The 25,876-nt window shown below is 68.8% G+C and carries 20 protein-coding genes; 8 read left to right on the forward strand and 12 right to left on the reverse strand.

Features of this window, described 5'->3' with window-relative positions; all coding sequences use genetic code 11:
- Positions 1-5: 5 nt before the first annotated feature.
- On the reverse strand, positions 6-1,217 hold the full coding sequence (locus HUN08_RS17405) for an acetyl-CoA C-acetyltransferase (RefSeq protein ID WP_124247611.1): 1,212 nt from the start codon (positions 1,215-1,217) through the stop codon (positions 6-8).
- Positions 1,218-1,361: 144 nt separating this feature from the next.
- Between HUN08_RS17405 and HUN08_RS17410 the strand changes: the two genes are divergently transcribed.
- The 3 genes from HUN08_RS17410 (at position 1,362) to HUN08_RS17420 (ending at position 4,315) form a co-directional block, all read left to right on the forward strand.
- On the forward strand, positions 1,362-2,555 hold the full coding sequence (locus HUN08_RS17410; protein WP_124247610.1) for an acyl-CoA dehydrogenase family protein: 1,194 nt from the start codon (positions 1,362-1,364) through the stop codon (positions 2,553-2,555).
- Between the two features lie 60 nt (positions 2,556-2,615).
- A complete protein-coding gene (locus HUN08_RS17415; protein ID WP_124247609.1) occupies positions 2,616-3,773 on the forward strand; it encodes a CaiB/BaiF CoA-transferase family protein in 1,158 nt (385 codons plus the stop codon).
- A 251-nt stretch (positions 3,774-4,024) separates the two neighbouring features.
- A complete protein-coding gene (locus HUN08_RS17420; protein WP_124247664.1) occupies positions 4,025-4,315 on the forward strand; it encodes a GIY-YIG nuclease family protein in 291 nt (96 codons plus the stop codon).
- A 402-nt stretch (positions 4,316-4,717) separates the two neighbouring features.
- Here the strand turns inward: HUN08_RS17420 and HUN08_RS17425 are convergent, their stop codons facing one another.
- Together HUN08_RS17425 and HUN08_RS17430 are read right to left on the reverse strand one after the other, a co-directional pair.
- The gene (locus HUN08_RS17425) at positions 4,718-6,181 is read right to left on the reverse strand and encodes an aldehyde dehydrogenase (protein WP_124247608.1); all 1,464 of its coding nucleotides are present in this window, start codon (positions 6,179-6,181) and stop codon (positions 4,718-4,720) included.
- Positions 6,182-6,238: 57 nt separating this feature from the next.
- Positions 6,239-8,317 (reverse strand): acetate--CoA ligase family protein, encoded by a 2,079-nt coding sequence (locus HUN08_RS17430; protein WP_124247607.1) that lies wholly within the window; start codon positions 8,315-8,317, stop codon positions 6,239-6,241.
- 153 nt (positions 8,318-8,470) lie between these two features.
- Between HUN08_RS17430 and HUN08_RS17435 the strand changes: the two genes are divergently transcribed.
- Positions 8,471-9,121, forward strand: coding sequence for a TetR/AcrR family transcriptional regulator (locus HUN08_RS17435; RefSeq protein WP_124247606.1), 651 nt, complete (start codon positions 8,471-8,473; stop codon positions 9,119-9,121).
- 30 nt (positions 9,122-9,151) lie between these two features.
- Complete coding sequence (locus HUN08_RS17440) at positions 9,152-9,613, forward strand: VOC family protein (RefSeq protein WP_124247605.1); 462 nt, start codon at positions 9,152-9,154, stop codon at positions 9,611-9,613.
- Positions 9,614-9,649: 36 nt separating this feature from the next.
- Here the strand turns inward: HUN08_RS17440 and HUN08_RS17445 are convergent, their stop codons facing one another.
- The gene (locus HUN08_RS17445; RefSeq protein WP_124247604.1) at positions 9,650-11,116 is read right to left on the reverse strand and encodes an aldehyde dehydrogenase; all 1,467 of its coding nucleotides are present in this window, start codon (positions 11,114-11,116) and stop codon (positions 9,650-9,652) included.
- A gap of 231 nt (positions 11,117-11,347) precedes the next feature.
- Between HUN08_RS17445 and HUN08_RS17450 the strand changes: the two genes are divergently transcribed.
- Positions 11,348-12,520: an acyl-CoA dehydrogenase family protein gene (locus HUN08_RS17450; RefSeq protein ID WP_124247603.1), complete on the forward strand. Its 1,173-nt coding sequence runs from the start codon at positions 11,348-11,350 to the stop codon at positions 12,518-12,520.
- A 73-nt stretch (positions 12,521-12,593) separates the two neighbouring features.
- Here the strand turns inward: HUN08_RS17450 and HUN08_RS17455 are convergent, their stop codons facing one another.
- From HUN08_RS17455 to HUN08_RS17490, 8 genes are all read right to left on the reverse strand, one after another.
- Entirely contained in the window at positions 12,594-13,742 is a 1,149-nt protein-coding gene (locus tag HUN08_RS17455) for a beta-propeller fold lactonase family protein (RefSeq protein ID WP_124247602.1), read from the reverse strand.
- Positions 13,743-13,842: 100 nt separating this feature from the next.
- Positions 13,843-15,318 (reverse strand): aldehyde dehydrogenase, encoded by a 1,476-nt coding sequence (locus HUN08_RS17460; protein ID WP_124247601.1) that lies wholly within the window; start codon positions 15,316-15,318, stop codon positions 13,843-13,845.
- Positions 15,319-15,974: 656 nt separating this feature from the next.
- Complete coding sequence (locus HUN08_RS17465; protein ID WP_124247600.1) at positions 15,975-17,525, reverse strand: helix-turn-helix domain-containing protein; 1,551 nt, start codon at positions 17,523-17,525, stop codon at positions 15,975-15,977.
- 28 nt (positions 17,526-17,553) lie between these two features.
- Positions 17,554-18,804 (reverse strand): CaiB/BaiF CoA-transferase family protein, encoded by a 1,251-nt coding sequence (locus tag HUN08_RS17470; RefSeq protein ID WP_124247599.1) that lies wholly within the window; start codon positions 18,802-18,804, stop codon positions 17,554-17,556.
- A 105-nt stretch (positions 18,805-18,909) separates the two neighbouring features.
- A complete protein-coding gene (locus tag HUN08_RS17475) occupies positions 18,910-20,025 on the reverse strand; it encodes a CaiB/BaiF CoA-transferase family protein (protein ID WP_124247598.1) in 1,116 nt (371 codons plus the stop codon).
- Entirely contained in the window at positions 20,025-21,185 is a 1,161-nt protein-coding gene (locus HUN08_RS17480; protein ID WP_124247597.1) for an acyl-CoA dehydrogenase family protein, read from the reverse strand. The genes HUN08_RS17475 and HUN08_RS17480 overlap by 1 nt, the downstream gene beginning before the upstream one ends.
- Positions 21,186-21,239: 54 nt before the next feature.
- Positions 21,240-23,171: an AMP-binding protein gene (locus HUN08_RS17485; RefSeq protein ID WP_124247596.1), complete on the reverse strand. Its 1,932-nt coding sequence runs from the start codon at positions 23,169-23,171 to the stop codon at positions 21,240-21,242.
- Between the two features lie 9 nt (positions 23,172-23,180).
- Complete coding sequence (locus HUN08_RS17490; protein WP_124247595.1) at positions 23,181-23,642, reverse strand: MaoC family dehydratase; 462 nt, start codon at positions 23,640-23,642, stop codon at positions 23,181-23,183.
- A 173-nt stretch (positions 23,643-23,815) separates the two neighbouring features.
- On the opposite strand from HUN08_RS17490, the gene HUN08_RS17495 reads away from it, so the two are divergent.
- Together HUN08_RS17495 and HUN08_RS17500 are read left to right on the forward strand one after the other, a co-directional pair.
- Complete coding sequence (locus tag HUN08_RS17495; RefSeq protein WP_124247594.1) at positions 23,816-25,012, forward strand: acyl-CoA dehydrogenase family protein; 1,197 nt, start codon at positions 23,816-23,818, stop codon at positions 25,010-25,012.
- The gene (locus HUN08_RS17500; protein WP_124247593.1) at positions 25,012-25,872 is read left to right on the forward strand and encodes a CoA ester lyase; all 861 of its coding nucleotides are present in this window, start codon (positions 25,012-25,014) and stop codon (positions 25,870-25,872) included. Before HUN08_RS17495 ends, HUN08_RS17500 begins: the two co-directional genes overlap by 1 nt.
- Positions 25,873-25,876: the final 4 nt, after the last annotated feature.

Here is a 25,876-nt window from a genome sequence, read left to right on the forward strand (position 1 = left end):
GCGGCTTACGCGGTGCGCTCGAAGATCGCGGCGAGGCCCTGGCCGCCGCCGATGCACATGGTCTCCAGTGCGTAGCGGCCGTCGCGGCGCTCGAGTTCGCGCAGCATCGTCGCGAGGATGCGGACGCCGGTCGCGCCCACCGGGTGGCCGAGCGAGATGCCCGAGCCGTTCACGTTGAGGCGCTCGAAATCGGCGTCGGTGAAGTTCAGGCCCGCGGTGCAGGCGAGGACCTGCGCGGCGAAGGCCTCGTTGAGTTCGATGAGGTCGAGGTCCTTGAGTTCGAGTCCGGCGCGCTGCAGCGCCAGGTTGGTCGACGGGACCGGACCGATGCCCATGCGGTTGGGCTCGACGCCGGCCACGGCCCACGTCACGAGCCTGCCCAGCGGCCTGAGTCCGAGCTTCGCCGCCTTCTCCGGTGTCGTGACGATGCAGACGGCGGCGCCGTCGTTCTGGCCGCTCGCGTTGCCCGCGGTCACCGTCGACTCGGAATCGATGCGGCGGCGCACCGCCTTCAACTCGGCGAGCGATTCGGGCGTGACATCGGCACGCGGGTGCTCGTCGCGGTCATGGGTCACCTCACCCTTGCGGGTGGCGACGGTGACCGGCACGATCTCGTCGACCAGGCGGCCCTCCTCGTGCGCGGCGACGGCCCGCTTATGCGATTGGTAGGCCAGCTCGTCTTGCGCCTCGCGGCTGATCGAGTACTCCTTGCGCAGGTTCTCCGCCGTCTCCAACATGCCGCCCTCGACGGGGTAGAACTTGCCGCCCGAGGTGACGCGGCCGCGGTTGATGCGGTCCATCAGGGTGGTGTCGGTGCCACGCAGCCCGAAGCGCAGGCCGAGGGCGTAATGCTCGGCCTGGCTCATGCTCTCGGCGCCGCCGGCCAGCACGAGGTCGCAGATTCCGGTCTGCACGCGCATCGCCGCGTCGATGACGGCCTGTAGGCCCGATCCGCAGCGGCGGTCGATCTGCAGCCCGGGTACCCGGACGTCCAGCCCGGCGTCGAGGGCGGCGATGCGGCCGATGGCCGGCGCCTCGCCGTTCGGGTAGCACTGGCCGAACAGCACGTCGTCGATGTCGTCGCTGGTGATGCCGGTCCGCTTGACGAGTTCCTTGACTACCGTCGACGCCAAGTCCGCGGTCGGGACGGAGGCGAACATGCCGCCGTACCGCCCGACGGGGGTGCGGATGGGTTCACAGATGACTGCGTCACGCATGTGTTGAGGCCTTCGCTTCCCAGAGGAATTTCCACGGTATCTATGGTTTCTAACGTAACCATAGATTATATTATCTGTGGATACAATACCGGTTTGAGACTCAGGCCACAGAAGAACCGCCACCGAAAGAAGGCCCGTACCCCCATGAGCAGCAGACTCTGCGAAACCGCCGACCTCACCGACGTCCAGCGCGACATCCTCTCCGCCGTCCGCACCTTCGTCGACGACAAGGTCCTGCCCGTGGCCACCGAGCTGGAGCACAAGGACGAGTACCCGACCGAGATCGTCGCGGCGATGAAGGAGATGGGCATCTTCGGCCTGACCATCCCCGAGGAATTCGGCGGCCTGGGCGAGTCCCTGCTGACCTATGCGCTCGTCGTCGAGGAGCTGTCCCGCGGCTGGATGAGCGTCTCGGGCATCGTCAACACTCACTTCATCGTCGCCTATCTGCTGCTGCAGCACGGGACCGACGAGCAGAAGCGCAAATACCTGCCCCGCCTGGCGGCCGGCGAGTTGACCGGCGCCTTCTCCATGTCGGAGCCCGCGCTGGGATCCGACGTGGCCGCGATCTCCACTACCGCCACCGCCGAGGGCGACTCCTACGTCATCAACGGCCAGAAGATGTGGCTGACCAACGGCGGCTCGTCGTCGCTGGTCGCCGTGCTCGTCCGCACCCCGCTCGGGAAGGACCGCCCGCACCAGAATTTGACGACCTTCCTCATCGAGAAGACCCCCGGCTTCGGCGAGATCGCGCCCGGCCTGACCATCCCCGGGAAGATCGACAAGATGGGCTACAAGGGCGTCGACACGACCGAGCTCATCTTCGACGGCTATCGGATCGGCGCCGACGAGATCCTGGGCGGCGAACCCGGCCGCGGCTTCTACCAGATGATGGACGGCGTCGAGGTCGGCCGCGTCAACGTCGCCGCGCGCGGTGTCGGCGTCGCGACCCGCGCCTTCGAGCTGGGGGCTTCCTACGCGCAGCAGCGGGAAACCTTCGGCAAGCCGATCGCCGAACACCAGGCCGTGCTGTTCCGCCTCGCGGAGATGGGGACCAAGGTCGAGGCCGCCCACCAGATGGTGGTGCGCGCCGCCCGCATCAAGGACGCCGGGCAGCGCAACGACCTCGAAGCCGGCATGGCGAAGTACCTGGCGTCGGAGTACTGCCGCGAGGTGGTCGAAGACGCCTTCCGCATCCACGGCGGCTACGGGTTCGCCAAGGAGTACGAGATCGAGCGGCTCTACCGCGAGGCCCCGATGCTGCTGATCGGCGAGGGCACCGCCGACATCCAGCGCATGATCATCGGCCGGCGGCTGCTCGAGAACTACAAGCTCTGACCGGTCCGGATCACTCGCAGAACGTCACCAAGAACTCGTCACGAAGAAGGAGTAACCACCGTGGGACCGCTGGACGGGATCAAGGTCGTCGAAGTCGGCTCGATCGGCCCGGGGCCGTGGTGCGCCATGATGCTCAGCGACATGGGTGCCGAGGTCATCCGGTTGGACCGGGCGGGCGAGGCGCTGGCGCATCAGCCCGATTCACCGCTCCCGATCGATTTCGCCAACCGTCGCGGACGGCAGTCGGTCGCCGTCGACCTCAAGAATCCGTCCGCCGTCGAGGCCGTGCTGAAGCTCGCCGAGGGCGCCGACGCCATCATCGAGGGCTTCCGGCCGGGTGTCGCCGAGCGGTTGGGCATCGGGCCCGACGCGGTGCTCGCGCGGAATCCGAAGATCGTCTACGGCCGGATGACCGGCTGGGGTCAGGACGGTCCGATGGCGATGGTCCCCGGCCACGACATCAACTACCTGGCACTGACCGGGCTGCTGCACACGATCGGACCGAAGGAGCGACCGCTGCCGCCGTTGAACCTGGTCGGCGACTTCGGCGGCGGCGGCATGTTGCTCGCCTTCGGCGTGGTCGCGGGCATCCTGAGCAGTCAGCGCACCGGGGAAGGGCAGGTCGTCGACGCGGCGATGATCGACGGCGCCTCGCTGCTCGGCGGGATGGTCCACAGCCTCGCCCAGATCGGCAGGTGGACGGAGGAGCGCGAGGCCAACCGCCACGACGGCGGGGCACCGTTCTACGGCACGTACGAGACGGCCGACGGTCTGTTCGTCGCGATCGCCGCGAACGAGCCGCAGTTCTACCGGGTGATGATCGAGACGCTGGGCTTCTCCCCCGACGAACTGCCCGCCCAGGACGACGAGTCGACGTGGCCCGACGTGCGCGCCCGCTTCGCCGCGGTGTTCAAGTCGAAGACTCGCGACGAATGGGACGAGGTCTTCGCTGGGTTGGAGACCTGCTACTCACCGGTGCTCACGATGGCGGAGGCGCGCGACAACGCCCACAACGTGAGCCGCGACGTCTTCGTCGAGCACGACGGCATCAAGCAGCCCGCCCCCGCCCCGCGCTTCGACAAGACGCCCGGCGCGATCGCGGGCCCCGCCCCGTATCCCGGGCAGCATTCGCGAGAAACCCTGTCCCGGTGGGGTTTTGGGGAAGAAGAGATCGCCGGCCTCGTAGCTTCCGGGGCCGTCGTCGACATCAACGACTAGGGCCGGTGAACGAGGTCTCGATACACCTTCTCGGCTAGCGCCTCGAAGGCACTCGACCACCGTTGGGACACCACTCGACCACCGAGAATCGCACCCCGACGGTGGTCGAGTGGATCCGAGCCGCAAGGCGAGGAACCGTATCGAGACCAAGCGACCCGACAATGCCAACCGACATATCCACAATTCGGCGCCGTCCACAGGTCTTCGAAGTCACCGTGGCGGACACCCCTGACGCCGACGATGATCAGTCGATGGGGGCATACATGTACATCCTGCGGTGCGCGGACGACAGCTTCTACGTGGGAAGCACCACCGATCTCGAACGTCGCGTCTACCAACACAACGAGGGCGAAGGGGCGGCGTACACGAGACGGCGACGCCCGGTGAAACTCGAGTACGCGGCGGAGTTCGAGTCGATCGTCGAGGCGTACGCATTCGAGAAGCAGGTCCAGAATTGGTCACGGGCCAAGCGGCAGGCACTGATCGACGGCGACTTCGATCGCCTCCAGGAATCGGCGCGAAAGAAGTTCGATCGCGGCTAGCGGCGATGACATATTTGGGTTACGAGGTCTCGATACACCGACTCGGCTAGCGCCTCGCCGGCACTCGACCACCCATCTACGGCGCCCCGACGGTGGTCGAGTGGATCCGAGCCCCTGGGCGAGGAACCGTATCGAGACCCGGTGACGGTAAAGGCCATCGCACCCAGCGCAGTTGGCATGGTCGGGTTACGAGGTCTCGATACACCTTCTCGGCTAGCGCCTCGAAGGCACTCGACCACCGTTGGGTCACCACTCGACCACCGTTGGGTCACCACTCGACCACCGTTGGGACACCACTCGACCACCGCGAATCGCACCCCGACGGTGGTCGAGTGGATCCGAGCCGCTAGGCGAGGAACCGTATCGAGACCGCCCACCTACGACACTCGACCACCGTCGGGCCTACCGTATGGGCCACTGGACGTGCTTGACCTCGAAGAACTCTCGATAGCCTTCTTCGCCGCATTCGCGGCCGATACCGGAATGTCCCGGACCACCCCAGGGAGCGTCGAGACGACGGCCACCGCCTCCGTTGATGGTCACCGTGCCCGAGCGCAGACGGCGCGCCACGTCGATCGCGTCGACCGTCGTCCCCCAGATGTTGGCGTTGAGCGCATACCTGGAGTCGTTGGCCAGCTCGACCGCCTCGTCGACCTCGTCGTAGGGCAGCACGACGGCCACCGGGGCGAACAGCTCCTCCTGCGCGATCTCCGAAGAATTGTCGACGCCGGTGACCAGCGTCGGCGCGTAGAAGTGCCCGTGCGACAGACCTTCGGCGCGCTTGCCGCCGACCGCGATGGTCGCACCGGCGTCGACCGCCCGTTGCACATAGCCTTCGACGCGCTGCAGATGCTCCTCGCTGATCAGCGGACCGACGAAGGTCTTCGGGTCGCTCGCATCCCCGACGACGAGCCCGTCCATATACTCCGCCGACTTCTTCACGAATTCGTCGAAGTCGGTGCGCGGCACCAGGGTGCGGGTCGTCGCGCCACATGCCTGACCGGCGTTGGCGCAGAAGCGCAGCGCCGAACCGGCGATCGTCGAGTCGATGTCGGTGCCGGGAAGGATGAGGTTCGGCGACTTGCCGCCGAGTTCCAGCACGACCTTGGTGAGGTTGGGGGCGGCGAGCTGCTGGATGATCGTGCCGACGGCGGCCGAGCCGGTGAAGGTGGCCATGTCGATCGCGCGAGAACCGACGACCTGTTCGGTGACCTCCGGCCCGCCGAACACCAGGTTGACCGCGCCGGGCGGGAAGCCGGCCTCGTCCATGAGACGCACGATCGCGACCGTGCAGGCGATCCCCTTGGGCGACGGCACCAGCACCGACGTGCAACCGGCGGCCAAGGCGGCACACACCTTCCACACGATCAGCATGATCGGATAGTTGTAGGCGGCGATCGCGGCGACGACGCCGATCGGTTCGCGCAGCAACATGCTGCTCGTCGTCACCGGCACGTAGTGCAACGGCAGTTGCTGCTCCAACCCGTCGGCGGGTCCGCGCTCCGCCGCATCGGCGAACCAGCGGGTGAACGCGATCGGGCTGAGCACCTGCTGCTGCGCGGTGCTGATGGCGGTGCCCACCTCGCGGGCGATCAGCCCCATGAGTTCGTCGGCGTCGCGCTCCATGAGGTCGGCGAGCTTGCGCAACAGCTGGGCGCGCTCCGCGCCGGTCAGCGCGCGCCACGCTCCGCCGTGGAATTCGCGATGCGCGGCGGCCAACGCCGCCTCGACCTGTTCGGTGCCTGCGGAGGTCGCCGCGTACAGCGCCTCCTCGGTGGACGGGTTGGTCGAAGTCATCTCCGGGCCAGTACCGTCCACCCACGCACCGTCGATGTAGCAGCCCGGACCGGACGTCGCATATGTCATCTCTACTGCCCTACCTCTTCGTCTGTCGTTGTCGTCAGCCCGTCATCGCCGACGGGTCTATCCGCCGGCGAGGCGCGCGGCACGGATCATGCGGGCCGGGTCGTCGAAGACGGGGATACCGGCGTCGCGCAGCAGGCCGAGCCCCTTGGGGGCGAGTTCGGCGGCGATCGTCCACGACACCAGCACCGGTTTGGCGGTGGTAGCGAGCGCCTTGGTGATCTGGGCCGCCAGGTCTTCGGCCATCGGATCGGCGACGGTGGTCACCAGCACGGCGACGGCATCGGCCTCGTCGGAGGCCAGGATGTGCTCCAGCGTCTGGCCGTAGATACTCGGGTCCGCGGTGACGCGGCCGGTGACGTCGACGGGGTTGGCAATGGCCGCATAGCTGGGCAGGACGTCGCCGATCCTGCCCTGCAACTCCTTGCCGAAGACGGGGACCTCGAACCCGACCTGGGTGGAGATGTCGGCCAGCATCGAGCAGGCCCCGCCCGACGTCGAGACGATGCCGATGCGCGCTCCGGCGGGCAATCCGCCGCCGGAGTCGCTGACCGCCAGCGCGTCGAGCAGTTCGGTGATGGTGTCGACAGGTACGGCACCCACCCGGCGCAACAGGGCCTCGTAGACCGCGTAGTCGCCGGCGATGCTGCCGGTGTGCGACTGCACCGCGCGCGCTCCGACGTCGGTGCGCCCCACCTTGAGGACGAGAACCGTCTTGCCCATCCGCTTGGCCTTGGCGATCGCGTCGAGGAGCTTGCGTCCGTCCCCGGCGCCTTCGAGGACGACGGCGATGGTGTCGGTGGTCTCGTGGTCGGCCAGGTAGTCGATGTAGTCGGCGATGGACAGACTCGCCTGGTTCCCGACGCTGATGAAGTGGCTGATCCCGATGCCGCGCTCCCACGCCTGCGACGAGAGGCTGCCGCCCAGGGCACCGCTCTGCGCGATCAGTGCGACGCGGCCGTGCGGGATGGTCGCCATGCTCTGCGCCTGGGAGAAGCAGACGTGCACGTTGCTGCCGGGACTCATCACGCCGACGGTGTTCGGGCCGCAGAGCGCGATGTGATGCTTGCGCGCGACGGCGGCCAGCTCGGCCTCGGCCTCGTTGTCGCCGACCTCGGAGAAGCCCGAACTCATCACGACCGCGGCCGGCACGCCGATCAGGCCGCACTGTTCGAGGACGTCGGCACACGCCTGCGCGGGGACGGCGACGCACGCGAGCTCGACGGTCCCGGCCGGGATGTCGGAGATCGACGGGACCGCCGGGTAGCCCTCGATCTGGGTCGCGGTGGGGTGGACGACGGTGACCTCCCCCGCGTAGCCGTGCTGGCGCAGGTACTGCAGCACCCGGTTTCCCGGTTGCAGGGCGGTGGCGCTCGCGCCGACCAGCAGGATCGAGCGCGGTTCCAACAGGGGGCGCAGGTCGACGACGTCGTCGGCCGCCCCGGCGACCCGCGTCTCGACCGGTTCGACGGCCATCCGCGCGTCGACGACCAGCGGGCCGGACGCGGTGACGACCAGCGGGTTGAGGTCGGCTTCGACGAGGCCGGGTTCGCGCTCGGGCAGGGTCGACGCCGCGGCGATCACCTCGGCCACCTCGCGCGTCACGTCGGGCTGGCCGCGGAACTCGCCCAATGCCGTACCCAGCGTGGTGCCGAGCAGCAGCTCGTGGGCCTCGTCGACGGTCAGCGGGCAGGCCGCGATGGCCCGCTCCGGCAGCAGTTCGACGAGGCTGCCCCCGGCGCTCACGATGACGATGGGCCCGAAGGTCTCGTCGCGTTTGAGGCCGACGAAGACCTCCGGCCGCTTGGTGTCGACCATCTGCTGCACCAGGATGTGCCACGCCTCGTCGGGTAGGCCCTGCCCCTGCGCGACGTCGGCCAGTCGCCGCGCCGCCGCGACGGCGTCGTCCTCGTCGGCGATGTCGAGGATGACGGCACCCACGTCGGCCTTGTGGACGATGCTGCGGCTGATCAGCTTCATCACGACCGGGCCGTCGATCTCGACGGCGGCGGCGACGGCGGCCGCCGGATCGTCGACCAGTCGCTCGGCCGCCACCGGCACTCCGGCTTGCGCCAATCGGCTCGCCAAGTCGGTGTAGTCGAGCAGCATCGATCGTCCTCGCTTCCGCGTCGCACCCATCCGTCTCACTATCGACGGGTGGGATGGTGTAGACCACAATTCTAATGTTTCATTCGATAAAGGACAATATACGTTTCCCGCTAGACTGCTCCGACAGCTAGCGTGAAGGACGTTTCGTCCGCAGCAGAGACGTCGGGGACCGGGAGGGGAGCCATGTCGACAACCGAATCCGAGGACACCGCCTCTCCGCGACGCACCGCGAAGTCGGAGGCGACGCGCGCCCGCATCCTCTCCGCCGCCGGCCACGTCCTCGCCGATCGCGGCTACGAGCACACCCGACTCTCCGCGATCGCCGACGCCGCCGGCCTCCAAGCCGGCAGCCTCTACTACTACTTCGACTCGAAAGAGGAGCTGGTCGAGGAAGCGCTGCGCGACGCCGTCACCCGGTCGCACCAGCAGGTCGTCGCCGCCGTCGACGCCCTCGGCGACGGCTCGACCGCCGGCGAGAAACTGTTCGCCGCAACCCGCTCCTTCATCGATGCCCGGATGGAGATGGGCAGCTCCTCACCGTCGCTCATCCGGCACTACCGCGCCCTGCCCGCCGACGTCCGCGAACGCCTTCGCCCACACCTGCAGGCCTTCTCCGCACTGTGGGACCGACTGGTCGCCGACGCCGTCGCGGAGGGTGCCATTCGCGACGACCTCGACCCGGCCGACCTGCACCTGTTCGTCGTCCACACCGCCGAGCAGCTCTCCAAGTGGCCCGAGCGGGCGGACCGCTCCCAGGCCGACCTCGCCGAGACCATGTTCCGACTGATGCTCACCGGCATCGTCGGCGACGCGGGGACCGGCACCGCGGACTGATTGTCAGTGCTCACTGATAGAACTTCACGCATGAGCCGCGACCTGCAGATCACCTTCGACTGCCACGACCCGAGCGCCTTGGCCGCCTTCTGGCGCGACGCCCTGCACTACGTCATCCCCGGCCCTCCCGGCGTCGATCTGCCGGTCGGCGCCGATCCGCTGGCGGCCTGGGACGAGTTCCTCGCACGTCTCGGCGTGCCGGAGGGAGCCCGCAACGAGCGGTCGGCCGTCGAAGACCCCGATGGCCGGGGTCCGCGCGTGTTCTTCCAGCGGGTCCCGGAGGGCAAGGCGGCGAAGAACCGCGTCCATCTCGACATCCGCGCCGCGCCCGGTCTCACCGGCGACGAGCGGATGGCCGCCCTGGAGCAGGAGTGCGACCGCCTGGTGGCACTCGGCGCACGCCGCCTGGAGCGGCACGAGCCGACGCCGCCGATGGCGGCCGGGCATATCGTGATGGCCGATCCCGAGGGCAACGAGTTCTGCCTGGACTGATGGCTCGGGGATGCCCCCCCCCGGTCAGCCGCCGTCTCAGGCGGTCAGCGTCGCAGCCAGGTCGGCGGGGAGGCCGAAGGACTTCGCCTCGACGTATTCGTCGAACCCCTCGATACCGCCCTCGCGCCCTATTCCGCTGTTCTTGAATCCGCCGATCGGCGCGTAGAAGCCGGCGGTCGCACCGTTGACCTCGATGGTCCCGGTGCGAATCCGCTTCCCGACATCGAGTGCGTGCTGTGCGTCGGCGGAGAACACCGAGCCGCTGAGCCCGTAGGTGGAGTTGTTGGCGATCGCCACCGCCTCCTCCTCGTCGGCGTAGGTGATGACGCCCAGCACCGGGCCGAACACCTCCTCCTGCGCGAGGGTGGAATCGGGGGCGACATCGGCGAACAGGGTGGGTTCGACGAACCATCCGGTGGGCTGGTCGGCCGGGCGCCCGCCGCCGACGACGAGGGTCGCGCCGTCGCGTTTGGCCCCGTCGATATATCCCTCGATGCGGTCGCGCTGCCGGGCGCTGACGACCGGTCCGATCTGGGTGTCCGGGTCCATCGGATCGCCGACGGGCATGCTCGCCAGCAGGCCGACGAGCCGGTCGACGACCTCGTCTTTGCGCTTCGCCGACGCGAGGATGCGGGTCTTGTTGTTGCAGGCCTGCCCGTTGTAGCGCAGCGAGAAGCGCCGCACCGATTCCATGACGGTGTCGAGATCGGCGTCGTCGAGGATGACGGCCGCCGACTTCCCGCCGAGTTCCAGGCTGCAGCGCCGCAGGTCGTTGCCGCAGATCGACGCGATGCGCGCCCCCGCGGCCGTCGAGCCGGTGAACGCCACCTTGTCGACGCCGGAATGGCTGATCAGGTATTCGCTCTCCGCCCGGTCGGCGGTCACGAGGTTCACCACGCCGTCGGGGATGCCGGCCTCGCGCACCGCGTCGGCCAGGTAGTAGAGGTCCAGCGGCGCCTCCGGTGAGGGCTTGAGGACCATCGTCGCGCCGGCGAGCAGGGCCGGCGCCATCTTGATGACCGCGACGGTGATCGGCGAATTCCACGGGACGACCGCGGCGACGACGCCTACCGGTTCCCGGGTGACCAGCGAATGCGCTCCCCCGCCCGCGCGCACCTCGCTCCACTCGAACGTGGTCGCCAGGTCGAGGAAGGTGTCGATCAGGGCGAGCGGCCCGGGGATCTGGATGGTGCGGGCCTGGGTGATGGTGCAGCCCATCTGCTTCGTGACGACCTGCGCCAACTCCTCCTGCTGTCCGGCGAGGATCTCGCGCAGACGGCGCAGCGCGTCCATGCGCTCCGCGAGGGGCAGCCTGGACCACGGCCCCTCGTCGAAGGCGGTCCGGGCCGCGGCGACCGCCCGGTCCATATCGTCGGTGGTCCCGGCCGGGATGGTCGCGACGACCGTCTCGTCGTAGGGGTTGATCACTTCCACGGTGGCGGGGGACGACGAGTCGACCCACTTCCCATCGATGAACACCTTCGAGTAGTCAATCCCGGTCACCGTCGACCTCCTCAGCCTGGCCGGTCGGGATCACACGTAGCCATGACCCCACTGATTCCAGTGTCGTGGGGCGGTCCGCCGAGCACATCTGCCACAGGTATGAGTTCTCTACTACATATGACCGATACCGATGGGCGGTGAGACTTGCGCGCGCCCTTGCTCAGCCGAACCAGGCGAGATACTGTTTTCTAACGTATTAGTAGATTCTGACAGGAAGTGCAGGTGTTGTCCATGCCCGAGTTGAGTTCGGAGGATTTCGAGCAGGTTCTCGCCCAGGTCAAACAGTTCGTGCGGACCAAGGTTGTGCCGCGGGAGCGGGAGATCGCCGACAACGACGCGATGCCCGACGACATCCGCCAGGCCTGTAAGGACATGGGGCTGTTCGGCTATGCCATCCCGCAGGAGTGGGGCGGCCTCGGCTGTAACCTCGCCCAGGACGTCGAACTGGCGATGGAACTCGGCTACACCACCCTGGCGCTGCGCTCGATGTTCGGCACCAACAACGGCATCGCCGGCCAGGTGCTCGTCAACTTCGGCACCGACGAGCAGAAGGCGCAGTGGCTGGAGAAGATCGCCTCCGGCGACGTGGTGGCCTCCTTCGCGCTGACCGAGCCCGGCGCCGGCTCCAACCCGGCCGGCCTGCGCACCCGAGCAGTACAGCAGGACAACGGCGACTGGGTCATCGACGGGGAGAAGTGCTTCATCACCAACGCCCCCACCGCCGATTTGTTCGTCACCTTCGCCCGCACCCGGCCGGCCGACGAGAACGGACCCGGCATCGCCGTGTTCCTGGTCCCGGCGGATACCGAGGGCGTCTCGGTGGCGCAGCACGACGCCAAGATGGGGCAGCAGGGCGCGTGGACCGCGAACGTCGCGTACTCCGGGGTGCGCGTACCGGCGTCGGCCGTCGTCGGCGGCGATGTCGACACCGGCTACCGGGCCGCGATGATCTCCCTGGCCCGCGGCCGTGTCCACATCGCCGCGCTGGCCGTCGGCTCGGCCCAGCGGGCGTTGGACGAATCGCTGCGCCACGTCGCAGTGACCACTCAGGGCGGTACCCCCATCGGGGACTTCCAACTGGTGCAGGGACATATCGCCGACATGCAGACCGGGGTCATGGCCGGACGCGCCCTGGTCCGCGATGCGGCGGCCAAGTGGGTGAGCGAGGAGGACCGTCGCATCGCGCCGTCGGTCGCCAAGCTCTACTGCACCGAGATGGTCGGCCACGTCGCCGACAAAGCCGTCCAAGTCCACGGCGGCTCCGGCTATATGCGGGAGATGCCCGTCGAACGCATCTACCGCGACGTCCGCCTCCTGCGCCTCTACGAGGGCACCAGCGAGATCCAACGCCTCATCATCGGCGGCGGACTGGTCAAACAAGCCAAGAAGGAAGCCAAAGGCTAGTCACCGGGCCTACCGGACGAGAACAACGAAAGCCCCCGCCGCGAGGCGGGGGCTTTCGTCGTGATGGAGTCGGTCAGCCGGCCAGTGCCGCGACCGGGCCGTCGATGGTGTTCAGGCCCATGTCGGTACTTGCGACGGCCTTCAGCGCCCCGTTCGGAAGGACGCGCATCGTCTTGACGTGCGTCCCGCCGCCTTGTCCCGGACTCAGCGTGTCGACCGCGTAGACGAACGGCAAGCGCGGATTCGGCACGACCAGGGTCGAGGTCGAAATCGGCCCGCCGGGATTGAACGGCGATCCCTTCAGCTTCGCGAGCTGCCCGTTGCCGAGGATGCGGAAGACGGTGACGCCGCCGCCGCCGACGGCGGGCGCGTACAGCCACTTGCCATCCGGGCTGACCCGCGCCTCGTGCGTGATCGGACCCGTGTACCAGTTGCCGATCTGCACCAGGTTTCCACTGGGCAGGATGCGGTAGCCGATGACGTTGAAGGTGTCCTCGTGCGCGACGTAGAAGAAGCGGTTGTCCGGCGTCGTCATGCCGTTGACCGGGGTCATCCCCGTCGAAACCCTGCCGATCGGAAGCAACTTGCCGCCGGGTCCGATGCGGTAGCTCTTCACCGCGTTCTCGAAGGCACTCGTCACCCGGACGAACTTTCCATTCGGATCCACGGTCACCATCGGGGCAATCGTTCCGCCGAGTTGCTCCGCCGCGAGTCCAGTCCTGGCCAGAGCGCCCGACGGCGTGATCCGGTACGTGGCGACCTTGCCCATGCCCATGGCGGCGAACAGGTACTTGCTGTCCACCGAGGGCACCACGGTCACCGGCGGCATCGGGGTCGAGAATTTTTGAATCGGACGCAGCACGCCGGTATCGGACAGACGGTAGACCGTGATGGCGCTGTCGGCGACGTGGCTCACGTACACGGTGCGCCCGTCTTGGGCCACCTTCAGCGACATGCTCATCCTGCCGGTCGGATAGTGCCGGAGCAGACTCAGCCGCCCGTTGTCGTGCACCCGCATCACCGCGATCTGCCCGACGTCGATTCCGGCGACCAGCAGGAACTTCGACGGCTGGGCCGGATGTCCCGGGGCCGCTTGCCCGGGTGCCGCCGCAGCTCGATCAGCAGCCGCGGTGGGCGCGACGACCAATCCAACGATCAGGGCGAATACTGCGAACAGGCCACCGAAGATTTGGCGGGCCCCCATCCGTGACTTGCGCTTCATACTGCATTCCTTTATTCGTGTGCCGGGTCCGATTTGGGACGTCGACTTCCGTTGGTGAGACTTCAACTTGCTGATGATGTGGTCGTGACGGGCCGGGGCGTCAGGCCCACATGCGGGTGACGACGGATTTGGTCTCGAGGAACTCGGCGATACCTTCCGGCCCGCACTCGCGCCCCCAACCCGACTGCTTGTATCCGCCGATGGGCAGCTGGACGCCGCCGGCCCGGTGGATGTTGATGTTGACGCGCCCGGCCTTCAACTTGCGGGCCACCGTGAGCGCGTTGTTGATATCCCTGGTCCACACACTGGAGGCGAGTCCATAGGAGGTGCCGTTGGCCACCGCGACGGCCTCGTCGATCTCGTCGTAGGACAGGACGCCCAGGACCGGCCCGAAAATCTCCTCTTCGACCACCGCCATCGACGGGTCGACATCGGTCAGGACGGTCGGCTCGTAGTAGTAGCCCTTGTCCCCGACGCGCCGGCCGCCGCTCAAGACGGTGGCTCCGGCCTCGCGGCCCTTCGCCACATAACCCTCGACGCGGTCGAGTTGGCGCTGCGAGACCAGCGGCCCCAATTCGACTCCCGGCTCGGTGCGGTAGCCGATCTTCATCGCCTTGCCCGCTTCGGCCACCCCCTGCGCGACCTGGTCGGCGATGTCGGAGTGCACCAGCAGGCGGGTGCCCGCGGTACAGATCTGGCCGCTGTTCCAGAACATGCCGACCGCCAGCGCGGGCACGGCGGCGTCGATGTCGGCGTCGGGTAGCACGATCATCGGCGACTTGCCGCCGAGTTCGAGCGAGAGCTTCTTCAGGTTGCCCGCGGCGGCCTGCACGATCTGTTTGCCGACGGCGGTGGAGCCGGTGAAACTCACCTTGTCCACCCCGTCGTGGGCGGTCAGTGCGGCGCCGACGACCGAGCCCAGGCCGGGCAGGACGTTGACGACTCCGGCCGGCACCCCGGCCTGTAGCGCGAGGGCGCCGAGGGCGAGGGTGGACAGTGGCGCCTCTTCGGACGGCTTGAGGATCGTGACGCAGCCGGCGGCCAGCGCCGGTGCGAGTTTCATGGCGTTGCCGATCATCGGCGCGTTCCACGACGTGATGAGCGCGGCGACGCCCACCGGCTCCTTTCGGGTGAAGCCCTGGAACCGCATCTCCGCCGGGCCGATCTCGGCGCTGACGCCGTAGACCTTGTCGGCCCATCCGGCGAAGTAGCGGTACATGTTGACCGCCTCGGTGATCATCGCCTTCGCCGTCGGCTCCGGCATGCCGACGTCCATGCTCTCCAGGCGCGCGAGCTCGTCGGCGTTCTCCGCGATCAGGTCGGAGAGCTTCCACATCACGGCCGAGCGATGCTGGGCCGACAGGCGCATCCACCGCTCCTCGTCGCACGCCCGGCGCGCGACCTCGACAGCCCGGTCGACGTCGGCGGCGGTGCCCAGCGCGACGGCACCGATCTGCTGTTCGGTGCCGGGATCGATCACCGGCAGCGTGCCGCCCTCGACTGCCGCCACCCACTCACCGTCGATCAGCATCGATTCCGGCTTCACCAACGCCCCGAAAACACCGTCCTGCGCCATCGCGGGCCTCCATCCACTCGGGCCACGAGACTCCTGGTACCGCGGCAAACGACCGATCCGGGTGTCGCCAACGGGGATCGGCCCGGATCATGATCCGACGCTAACGTGACGTGGGCCACGCAAATGTCCAATGTTCTGCACACCGTTTCCCACCGGTAGTGATAGGGATGGTGGTCGGTTGCGGGGGTCTCGATACGACTTCTCGGCTAGCGCCTCGAAGTCACTCGACCACCGTGTTGGGGACTCGCCGACCACCTGGCTGGGCTGCCCGGTGGGGTGTTGAGGACTCGCCGACCATCTGGCCGGGCTGCCCGGTCGGTGTTGAGGACTCGCCGACCATCTGACTGGGCGGTCCGGTGGGTGGTCGAGTGCCGGGTGAGGCGAGGTCACTCGACCACCGTGTTGGGGACTCGCCGACCATCTGGCTGGGCTGCCCGGTCGGTGTTGAGGACTCGCCGACCATCTGACTGGGCGGTCCGGTGGGTGGTCGAGTGCCGGGTGAGGCGAGGTCACTCGACCACCGTGTTGGGGACTCGCCGACCATCTGGCTGGACGGTCCGGTGGGTGGTCGAGTGCCGGGTGAGGCGCTAGCCGAGAACGGTGTATCGAGACCCCCACCCAACACCGACGGCGGCACCCGCCGCGAACGGGTTGAGCTAGGCGCGCTGCGCGACCGTTCCGGTCATCTTCAGCGCCCGCATCCGGTTGTAGAGGGTCGACCGGCTGACGCCCAAGTGGACCGCGGCGCGCTGTTTGTTGCCGCCGACCGCTGCGAGGGCGTCTTCGATGGCCTCCCGTTCGGCGCGGCGCAGCGGAGACTCCGGGGCGGCGAACTCCCGATGCGTGGCGGGCAGATCGGCGACGGTGATGTCGCCGGCGGAACGACGGCGGACCGCCCCGTCGACGATCCGGCGCAGTTCGGTCAGGTTGCCCGGCCACGGCTGCGCCGACAGCACGTCGAGCGCCTCGGCGGTGAACCGCAACCCGGACAGCGGTGCGGCCTGCGACAGCATCTCGCGGGCGAGTCGCGGGATCTCGTGGCTGCGGCGGCGCAACGGCACCAATTCCTCGCGGTCGGCGCAGACCGCGACCAGCCCGGCATGTGCGCCGTGCAGGTGCTCCCCGGGGGTGGCCGTGAGCACGACCTCGCGCCCCGACGACTCGACCGCGCGCGCCAACAGCGCGGTGCCAGCCTCGGAGACGAACTGGATGTTCTCCAGCACCACCGCCGCACCCGGCGACCCGAGCAGGCGCAGCACGTCGTCGGTCCACCCGACCTCCCCGCCGCGCGCCACGTCGGCCGCATCGCGCACCGTCGCACCATCGCCGACGAGCATCCGGGCGCGATGGGTACGGCCGGTGCCCACCTCGCCGACGACCAGCAGCGGGAAGGCAACCGAGTGGTCTGCCGTGTCGCGCCGACGCGGGCCGCGGGCGGCGCCGACCAACTCCAGCAGGCTGCCGTCCACCCCGTCGATTCCGCTGCACCGCAGCCGCACCGCCTCGCCCGAGGCGAGGGTCAGCCGGTGTTCGGCCGAACCCGGCAGCACCGCCGCCTCCCGGGCGTAGGCCCGCAACGCGGCGTGGTCCTCCGGACCGATCATGTCCAGCGCCGTCGGGGTGGCGAGGGTGAGCCCCTTGGTCAGCGCGACGACCGCGCGCGACTTGCCCTGCGCCGCGTGCCGGAACGCGGCGAACAGCCTGCGGTGCGCGCTGGGCGACGTGGCGTGCAGTTGGTCGGCGACCTCCCCGGCGACGCGTCGGGCGAGCATCGGGTAGTAGCGGTTCTCGGCGTCGACCGGGCCGCCGAGCACCACGACGCCTTCGAGGCGCCGGGTGATCGGGTGGACGACCGGCTGGCCGTAGCAGGCGAAGTCTTGGAACGACGACAGGCCGTGCTCGGCGCCGCGGACGAACATCCCCTTGCGCAACTGGATCGGCGTGCCGATCGCGTTGACGCCGATCTCCTCCTCGGCGAGCAGGACACCGGGCCGCATACCCAGGCCGGTCATCCCGTCGACGATGGCGTGCGCACCGTCGAAGGTGACGGCCCGCGCCTGGTGATCGGCGGCCAACAGCACCACCGGCGTGTCGTCGAGATCCCCGACGGCACTCGCGATCGCGGTGGCCGCGGCCTCGCTATACGGCGTCCCCGATACCCCGTCCGGGTCGGCGCGGAATCCGTTCGTGGTCTTTGTCTCGGTCATGACGTTCACGGCAATCACCCATTCCGCCTCAGATGATCCGATGCTCTCGCAGCTCGGCCATTTCCGCAGGCGAAACGCCTGCCAGCTCCGTCAACACGGCTTCCGTGTCGGCCCCAAGCGCATGGGCCGCCTCGTCGATTGAGACCTGGGCTCCCGACATGCCGATCGGCACTCCCGGCGCCACCGCGTCCAGCGGCTCTCCGGTCACCCGCCGCAACGGGGTGATCGCGCCGCGTTGCGCCAACCACTCGTCGTCGAGGACTTCCAGCGCGGTTCGCACCGGCCCGCAGGGGACGCCGCGTCGCGTCGACAGCTCCTCGATGACTTCGGCGGTCGTGTGCTGCCGCGTCCACTCCTCGATGTAGTCGTTGAGCGCCGCGGCGTTGGCGGCGCGAGGGCCGCGGCCGACGAACCGGGGGTCGTCGGCGAGTTCGGGTCGGCCGATCGCCTCGACGAGGCTGACCACCCAGGCATCCGACGCAGCCGCGATCGAGACGTGCCCGTCCTTCGTCTCGTAGACGCCGAAGGGCGCGAGGCGGGTGTGCGAATTGCCCGAGCGCGGCGGGAACCCGCCCTGGCGCTGCAGGACGTCGAGGTGCTCGAACGGCAGCAGCGACGCCAGCGATTCCAGCATCGACACGTCGACGTGCTGCCCCCGCCCGGTCTTCTCCCGCTGGGTCAGCGCCGCCTGCACGCCGATCACCGCGTGCAGCGGGGCCAACAGGTCGGCGATCGGGAGACCGAAGCGCAGCGGCGGGCCGTCGACGTCGCCGGTCGTGTCCATCACGCCGGCGACCGCCTGCACGATGATGTCCATCGCCTTGGTGCCGGGGAAGGCGCTGGGGCGGCCGAGGCCGCTCAACGAGCCGTACACCAGTGCGGGGTTGATCGCGCGCAACGTCTCGTAATCGACGCCGAGCCGCTCGACGACGCCATCGCTGAGGTTCTCGAATACGACGTCGGCGTGCCGGACGAGTTCGTAGAAGAGCTCGCGACCCCGCTCGGTCTTGAGGTCGAGCTCGACGGATTTCTTGCCGCGACTGCGGGCCAGGACCGACAGCGAGACATCCCCCTCCTCGATCGCGCCGAGGTGCATCTCGCCGTCGGGGGTGGCGAACGGCGGGTTGAACCGCGCGATGTCGCTGCCGCCGGGGGATTCGATCTTGATCACCTCGGCGCCCAGGGCGGCCAGGATGAGCGTCGCGTACGGACCGGACAGCGCGACGGTGAGGTCGAGCACGCGAACGCCACCCAGGGGCCGCGAAGTGACATCGGTCATACCGTTATTTCTAACACTATCTTCGATTTTATGGAACCTGCTCAGGTCAACCGTCCCATTCGGCGGGTCCGGCGGTCGCCGATTCCGCGGATCGACCCCAGCCGACTACACGCCCCACGCCCGCGCCACGACGTCCACACCGAGGTGCTCGGTCGGCGGTCGCGCGGGCTCGCGCGCCGGTGTCGCGGAGAACCTCGGTGCCGGGTGGGGATGCTGTATCCCGTCGACGTCGGTGTAGACGCGGCGCGCGAGGTTGTGGTCGGCGGCGGCCGCTTCGGCGAAGTCCAGCACCGGCGAGACGCAGGCGTCCGTGCCGGCGAAGACCCGCGCCCACTCGTCACGCGTCCGGGTCTCGATCGTGTCGCCGATCAACGTGCGCAGCTCGTCCCAGCGGCACCGATCGGTCTGCTCCGGCCACGCGGACGTGTCGACGCCGAGGCCGGCCAGGAAGATCGCGTAGAAGTCGGGTTCCAGCGCGCCGACCGCCAGATAGCGCCCGTCGGCACAGCGGTACGTCTCGTAGAACGGCGCACCCGAATCGAGATCGTTCGTGCCCGCCTCGTCGGAGTACAGACCGCAGCCGCGCAGGCTGTGCAGTCGCGCGGTCAGCAGCGACACCCCGTCGACCATCGCCGCGTCGACGACCTGCCCGCACCCCGACTCGCGGGCCGCGAACAGCGCGCACACGATGCCGAACGCGCCGATCGCCCCGCCACCGGCATAGTCGCCGAGCAGGTTGATCGGCGGGCGCGGCGCCTCGCCGTGGCGGGCCATGGCCTGCAGGGCGCCGGATTGTGCGACGTAGTTGATGTCGTGACCGGCGTCGTGGCACCGCGGCCCGTCCTGCCCATATCCGGTGAGCCGGGCGTAGACGAGCCGCGGGTTGGCCGCGAGCGCGACGTCGGGACCGATGCCGAGCCGTTCGACGACCCCCGGGCGGTAGCCCTCGATGAAGGCATCGGCCTTGCCCATCAGCTCGAGCAGCCGCGCCTTCTCCTCCTCGGACTTGAGGTCGACGACGATCGAGTCGACGCCGCGGTTGACGACGTCGCGCTCGGGGGTCAGGCCCTTCGTCGTCGCGAGCGCGCGGGCGGCCCTATTCGACGGCCGGTCGACGCGGACGACGTGGGCGCCCATGTCGGCGAGCATCATCGAGACGAAGGGCACCGGCCCCATGCCCGCGAGGACGAGGACGCGGACTCCGCCGAGGGGTCCGGCCATCAGTACGACCGCGGGAGGCCGAGGACCTGCTGCGAGATGAAGTTGCGCACCATCTCCTGGGAGAACGGCGCGTTGGGGAGCAATCGCACCTCCCGGAGCAGTCGCTCGATGTGGTACTCCTTCGCGTACGCGTAGCCGCCGAGCGTGGAGAACCCGCGGTTGGCGGTCTCGAAGCCGGCCTCGGCGCCGAGGTACTTCGCGGCAGCCGCCTCGGGTCCGCAGGGCTTGTCCTCGTCGAACAGCCTGGCTGCGTTCATCGCCACCTGCCGGGCCGCCTGGATGCGGATCCAGGAGTCGGCCAGCGGGTGGGCGACGGCCTGGTTCTGCCCGATCGGGCGGTCGAAGACGACACGGTTCTTGGCGTACTCGGCGGCGATCTCCAGCGCGGCGCGCGCGATGCCGACGCCTTCGAGACCGACGACGATCCGCTCCGGGTTCAGTCCGTCGATGATGTAGTTGAAGCCGCGCCCGACCTCGCCGACCACGTCCTCGTCGGCGACGAACAGGTCATCGATGAAGAGTTCGTTGGTGTCGATCGCGGCGCGGCCCATCTTGTCGATCTCGCGCACCGTCACGTTGTCGCGGTTCATCTCGGCGCAGAAGATCGTCATGCCGCGCAGCGGGTGCTCCGGGTCGCGCGGCGAGGTCCGGGCCAGCAGCAGGATGCGGTGCGCGTTCTGGGCGTTGGTGATGAACACCTTCTGGCCGTTGATCTTCCAGCCGCCGTCGACCTTCTCCGCCTTGGTCTTGATGCGCGACGTGTCGACTCCGGCGGTCGGCTCGGTGATGCCGAAGGCCAGCAGCATCTCACCCGACGCGATCTGCGGCAGATATTTCTTCTTCATCTCCTCCGAGCCGTACTTGATGATCGGCGCGGGCGGGAAGACGTAGAAGTGGATGGCCGAGCCACCGCTCATCCCGGCACCGGAGGCGGCGATCTCCTCCATCATCACGCCGCACTCCTGCAGCCCCAGGCCGAGCCCGCCGTACTCCTCGGGGATCATCGCCCCCAGCCAGCCACCGGCGGCGAAGGCCTTGACGAACTCCCACGGGTACTTGTGGTTGCGGTCGCAGTCGAGCCAGTAGTCGTTGTCGTACTTGCGCGCCAGCTCGCTGACGGTGCTGCGGATCAGGTCCAAATCGGGGGCGTCGGTGGCCATGTTCTCTCCTGGTTGGCGTTCGGGGCCGGATGTCTCGCCGGATCGGCGGCGGTCCTAGCGGGTCGGGATGTTGTCGATCGGGGTGGTCGGGTCGAGCGCGGATAGGTCACCGGTGGGCTCGCCGAGGAACCGGGAGCGGATCAGGCGGCGCATGATCTTGCCGTTCTTGGTCTTCGGCAGCGTCGGCACGACGACGAGTTCCGGCGCGAAGCCCTTACCCGTGTTGCGCGCCGCGGTGCGTTCCAGATCGGCGGGATCGGCGTCGGCCGCGCGCGGCACGACGAAGGCGACGGCACGCATGCCGCGCGCCTCGTCGGGAACGCCGATGACCGCCACCTCGGCGATCCGCCCGTCCTTGAGGACGGCCGCCTCGATCTCGGCCGGGCCGACGCGGCGGCCGGACAGCTTGAGCGTGTCGTCGGAGCGGCCGTGGATCCGCCAATAGCCCTCCTCGTCGACGCTGGCGAGGTCGCCGTGGATCCAGACGCCGTCGAACCGGTCCCAGTAGGTGGCGAGGTAGCGATCGCGATCGCCCCAGAACGCGTGGGTCATGCCCGGGAAGGTGTTGAGCACCGCGAGTTCGCCGATCTGCCCGACGACGCGATTGCCCTGGTCGTCGAGGACGGCGACGTCGATGCCGGGCAGCGGATCGGTGAACGCGGCGGCCGGGGCCGCCATACCGGGATAGCCGATGATGAGTCCGCCGCCGACCTCGGTGCCGCCGGAGAAGTTGATGATCGGCCGGGTGCGCTGCCCGATCTCGGTGAACAGCCACCACCAGGTCGGCTCGTCCCAGGCCTCACCGGTGGAGACGAAGGCCTTCAGCGTGGGCACCTCGCGGACGGCGTCGTCGCCGGCGGCCCGCATGGCGCGCGCGGCGGTCGGGGCGATACCGGCGACGGTGACCTCGTTGCGGTTGAGGACATCCCACATCCGGCTGGGGGTCGGATGGACGGGAAGCCCCTCGATCATGACGATCGTCGCGCCCAGCTGCAGCGGCCCGGTGAACAGCATCGGCCCGACGAGCCAGCCGAGGTCGGTGATCCAGCTGACCGTGTCGGTGTCGTCGACGTCGAATCCGTAGGCGAAGTCGACCGCGCACTTGACGGCGAACCCGCCGTGGCTGTGCACGATCCCCTTGGGCCGGCCGGTGGTGCCCGAGGTGTAGACGAGGCACAGCGGGTCGTTCGACTCCGTCTCGGCGGTCTCGACGGCCGGGTCCTTCGGCAGCTCGTCGAAGTACACGTCGCGCCCAGGTGTCATCGCGACGTCGGTGCCCAGGTGCCGCACGACGACGACGTTGGTCACGCTCGGCGAGAGCGCCAGCGCCTCGTCGGCCGTCGTCTTCATCTCGACGGTCTTGTCGCGTCGGGTGGTGCCGTCGGCGGTGACCAGCACCTTGGCCTGCGAGTCCTGGATGCGGGTGGACAGCGCGTCGGCGGCGTATCCGCTGAACGTCGGCACCGCGACCGCGCCGAGCATCGCCGTCGCGAGGAAAGCGACGACGGCCTCGGGGACCACCGGCATGAAGAGCACCACCCGATCGCCCTTGCCGACGCCGAAGGCCGCGAGGTTGGCGGCGAATTCGCGCACGGCCAGGTCGAGTTCGCCGTAGGTCAGGGTGCGGCGCTGCCCGGAGTCGCCCTCGTAGACGACGGCGGTCTTCTCGCGCAGCGGTCCCTCGGCGTGCCGATGCGCCGTCAGCTGGGCGAGGTTGATGCGGCCGCCGGGGAACCATTTGGGGAAGGGCTTGCCCTCGGACTCGTCGAGGACCTTGGTGAAGGGCGCGGTGAAGTCGACGTTCAAGTCCTCGACGACGGCTCGCCAGAACCACTCCGGATCGGCGATGGCCCGCTCGTTCATCTCGGCGAAGCCGGCCCGGTCGCCGGAGTATCCCCAGCTGCGCAACGCGGCGAACAACCGGCTGCGCGCGACGACGTCGGGACCGGGCACCCAGTCGAGGGTGTCTTTGCTGTGGGCTCCCATAGTCGTCGCCTACTTCTCCAGCGAGGACTTCTTGATCATCAGGCCGACGCGCAAGGTGTCGCAGACGACCTCGTCGCGCTGGTTGATGCCCTGGTGGCGGAAGGTCACGATGCCCGAGTCGTCGCGCTTCTTCGACTCCCGCATCGCGACGATCTCGGTGCGCACCCGGATGGTGTCGCCGTGGAAGGTCGGCTTGGGGAACTTCGTCTCGGTGAAGCCGAGGTTGCCCAGCGTGGTGCCGTAGGTGGTCTGCTGCATCGAGATGCCGCACACCAGGCCGAGCAGGAACAGGCTGTTCACCAGGCGCTGCCCGTGGATCGAGTGCGACGAGTACTCCGCGTCCAGATGCAACGGCGCCATGTTCAACGTCATCGTCGAGAACAGCACGTTGTCGGCCTCGGTCACCGTGCGGCGCACCTCGTGCTCGATAACCTGTCCGACTTCGAACTCCTCGTAGTACAAGCCCGGCATGATGTGTCCTCTCGTGAGTGGGGAAAGCTGCGTTGATTACGGATTGTATATTATGCTTTACCGGACGTGGGTCGGATCACACAAGTTCGGTTTGTCTTGTGACGATCACACCGGGTAGGAACGGCAATAGGCTTTCCGACGCGGACCAGGGAACATCCGACAGGAGAGAGCACATGCCAGAAACCAGCCCAGCCATCGCCGGACCCGAGGTCGACGCGGAGGATTTCGCCCAGATCCGGGACTCGGTGCGCGAATGGGTCCGCACGCGCGTCGTCCCGCGTGAGGCCGAGATCGCCGACAACGACGCGATGCCCGACGACATCCGCCAACAGGCCAAGGACATGGGGCTGTTCGGCTTCGCCATCCCGCAGGAGTGGGGCGGCCTCGGACTCGACCTGGCCCAGGATGTCGAGCTGGCGATGGAACTCGGCTACACCGCACTCGCCCTGCGCTCGATGTTCGGCACCAACAACGGCATCGCCGGTCAGGTCCTGGTCAACTTCGGCACCGACGAGCAGAAGGCCACCTGGCTCCCCGGCATCGCCTCCGGCGACGTGGTGGCCTCCTTCGCGCTGACCGAGCCCGGCGCCGGCTCCAACCCGGCCGGCCTGCGCACCAAGGCCGTCCAGGACGGCGACGACTGGGTCATCGACGGCGAGAAGTGCTTCATCACCAACGCCCCGACCGCCAACCTGTTCGTCACCTTCGCCCGCACCCGCCCCGCCGACGAGAACGGACCCGGCATCGCGGTCTTCCTCGTCCCCGGCGACGCCGACGGACTGTCCGTCGCCCCGCATGACGCCAAGATGGGCCAACAGGGCGCCTGGACCTCCAACGTCTCCTTCAGCGGCGTGCGCGTCCCCGCCTCGGCGCTGGTCGGCGGCGACGTCGACACCGGCTACCGCGCCGCGATGATCTCCCTGGCCCGCGGTCGCGTCCACATCTCCGGCCTCGCCGTCGGTGCCGCGCAACGCGCACTCGACGAATCCCTGCGCCACGTCGCCGTCACCACCCAGGGCGGCACCCCCATCGGCGACTTCCAACTGGTCCAAGCCCACATCGCCGACATGCAGACCGGCATCATGGCCGGACGAGCCCTCGCCCGCGACGCCGCACAGAAATGGGTCACGGGCGAAGACCGTCGCATCGCCCCGTCGGTCGCCAAGCTCTACTGCACCGAAATGGTCGGCCAAGTCGCCGACAAAGCCGTCCAAGTCCACGGCGGCTCCGGCTACATGCGGGAGATGCCCGTCGAACGCATCTACCGCGACGTCCGCCTCCTGCGCCTCTACGAGGGCACCAGCGAAATCCAACGCCTCATCATCGGCGGCGGACTGGTCAAACAAGCCAAGAAGGAGGCCAAGGGCTGATGCCCAACACCTACGACATCGACGGTCCCGCCCTCGCGGACCGCAGCCTCGCCCACCGCGTCCGCACGGCCGCGACCTTCCTGTTCGTCCCGGGCAACCGGCCCGAGCGCTTCGAGAAGGCGATGGGGGCCGGCGCCGATCTGGTCGTCCTCGACCTGGAGGACGCGGTGGGCGCCGACGAGAAGGACGCCGCCCGTCGCAACGTCGAGAGGTTCGTCGCAGCCGGCAACGAATGCGTGGTCCGCGTCAACGCCCCCAACTCGGGGTTGCTGCGCGCCGATCTCGCCGCCCTCGACGGTCTGCGCTGCGCCATCATGGTGCCCAAGTCCGAGGATCCCGAACAGCTGCGCCGCATCGGTGCCGCTCGCGGGCTGGTACCGGTCATGATCGCGCTCGTCGAGACCGCGCGCGGCGTGGTGGACGCCGCCCAGATCGCCCGGGTGCCCGGCATCCAACGCCTCGCGCTGGGCAGCTTCGACCTCGCCGCCGAACTCGGCATCGACCCGGTCGACCAGCAGGCACTCGCCGCGACCCGCGGAAACCTGGTCCTCGCGTCGGCCGCCGCCGGACTCAGCGGACCGGTCGACGGCGTGACCGCCGCCGTCGACGACACCGACAAGATCGCCGCGGAGACCACCGCCGCCCGACGCCTCGGGTTCGCCGGCAAGCTGTGCATCCACCCGCGGCAGGTGCCCACCGTCGCATCGGCCTTCGCCCCGACGGAGGCCGAGCAGGTGTGGGCGCGGCGCGTCCTGGAGGCGATCGCCGAGGGCGACGGGGTGGCGGTCCTCGACGGCGAGATGATCGACAAACCCGTCCTCGACCGCGCTCAGCGCATCCTCGCCCGCACCGGCAGCTGACCTT

The organism is Gordonia sp. X0973, from assembly GCF_013348785.1.
Classification (GTDB): domain Bacteria; phylum Actinomycetota; class Actinomycetes; order Mycobacteriales; family Mycobacteriaceae; genus Gordonia.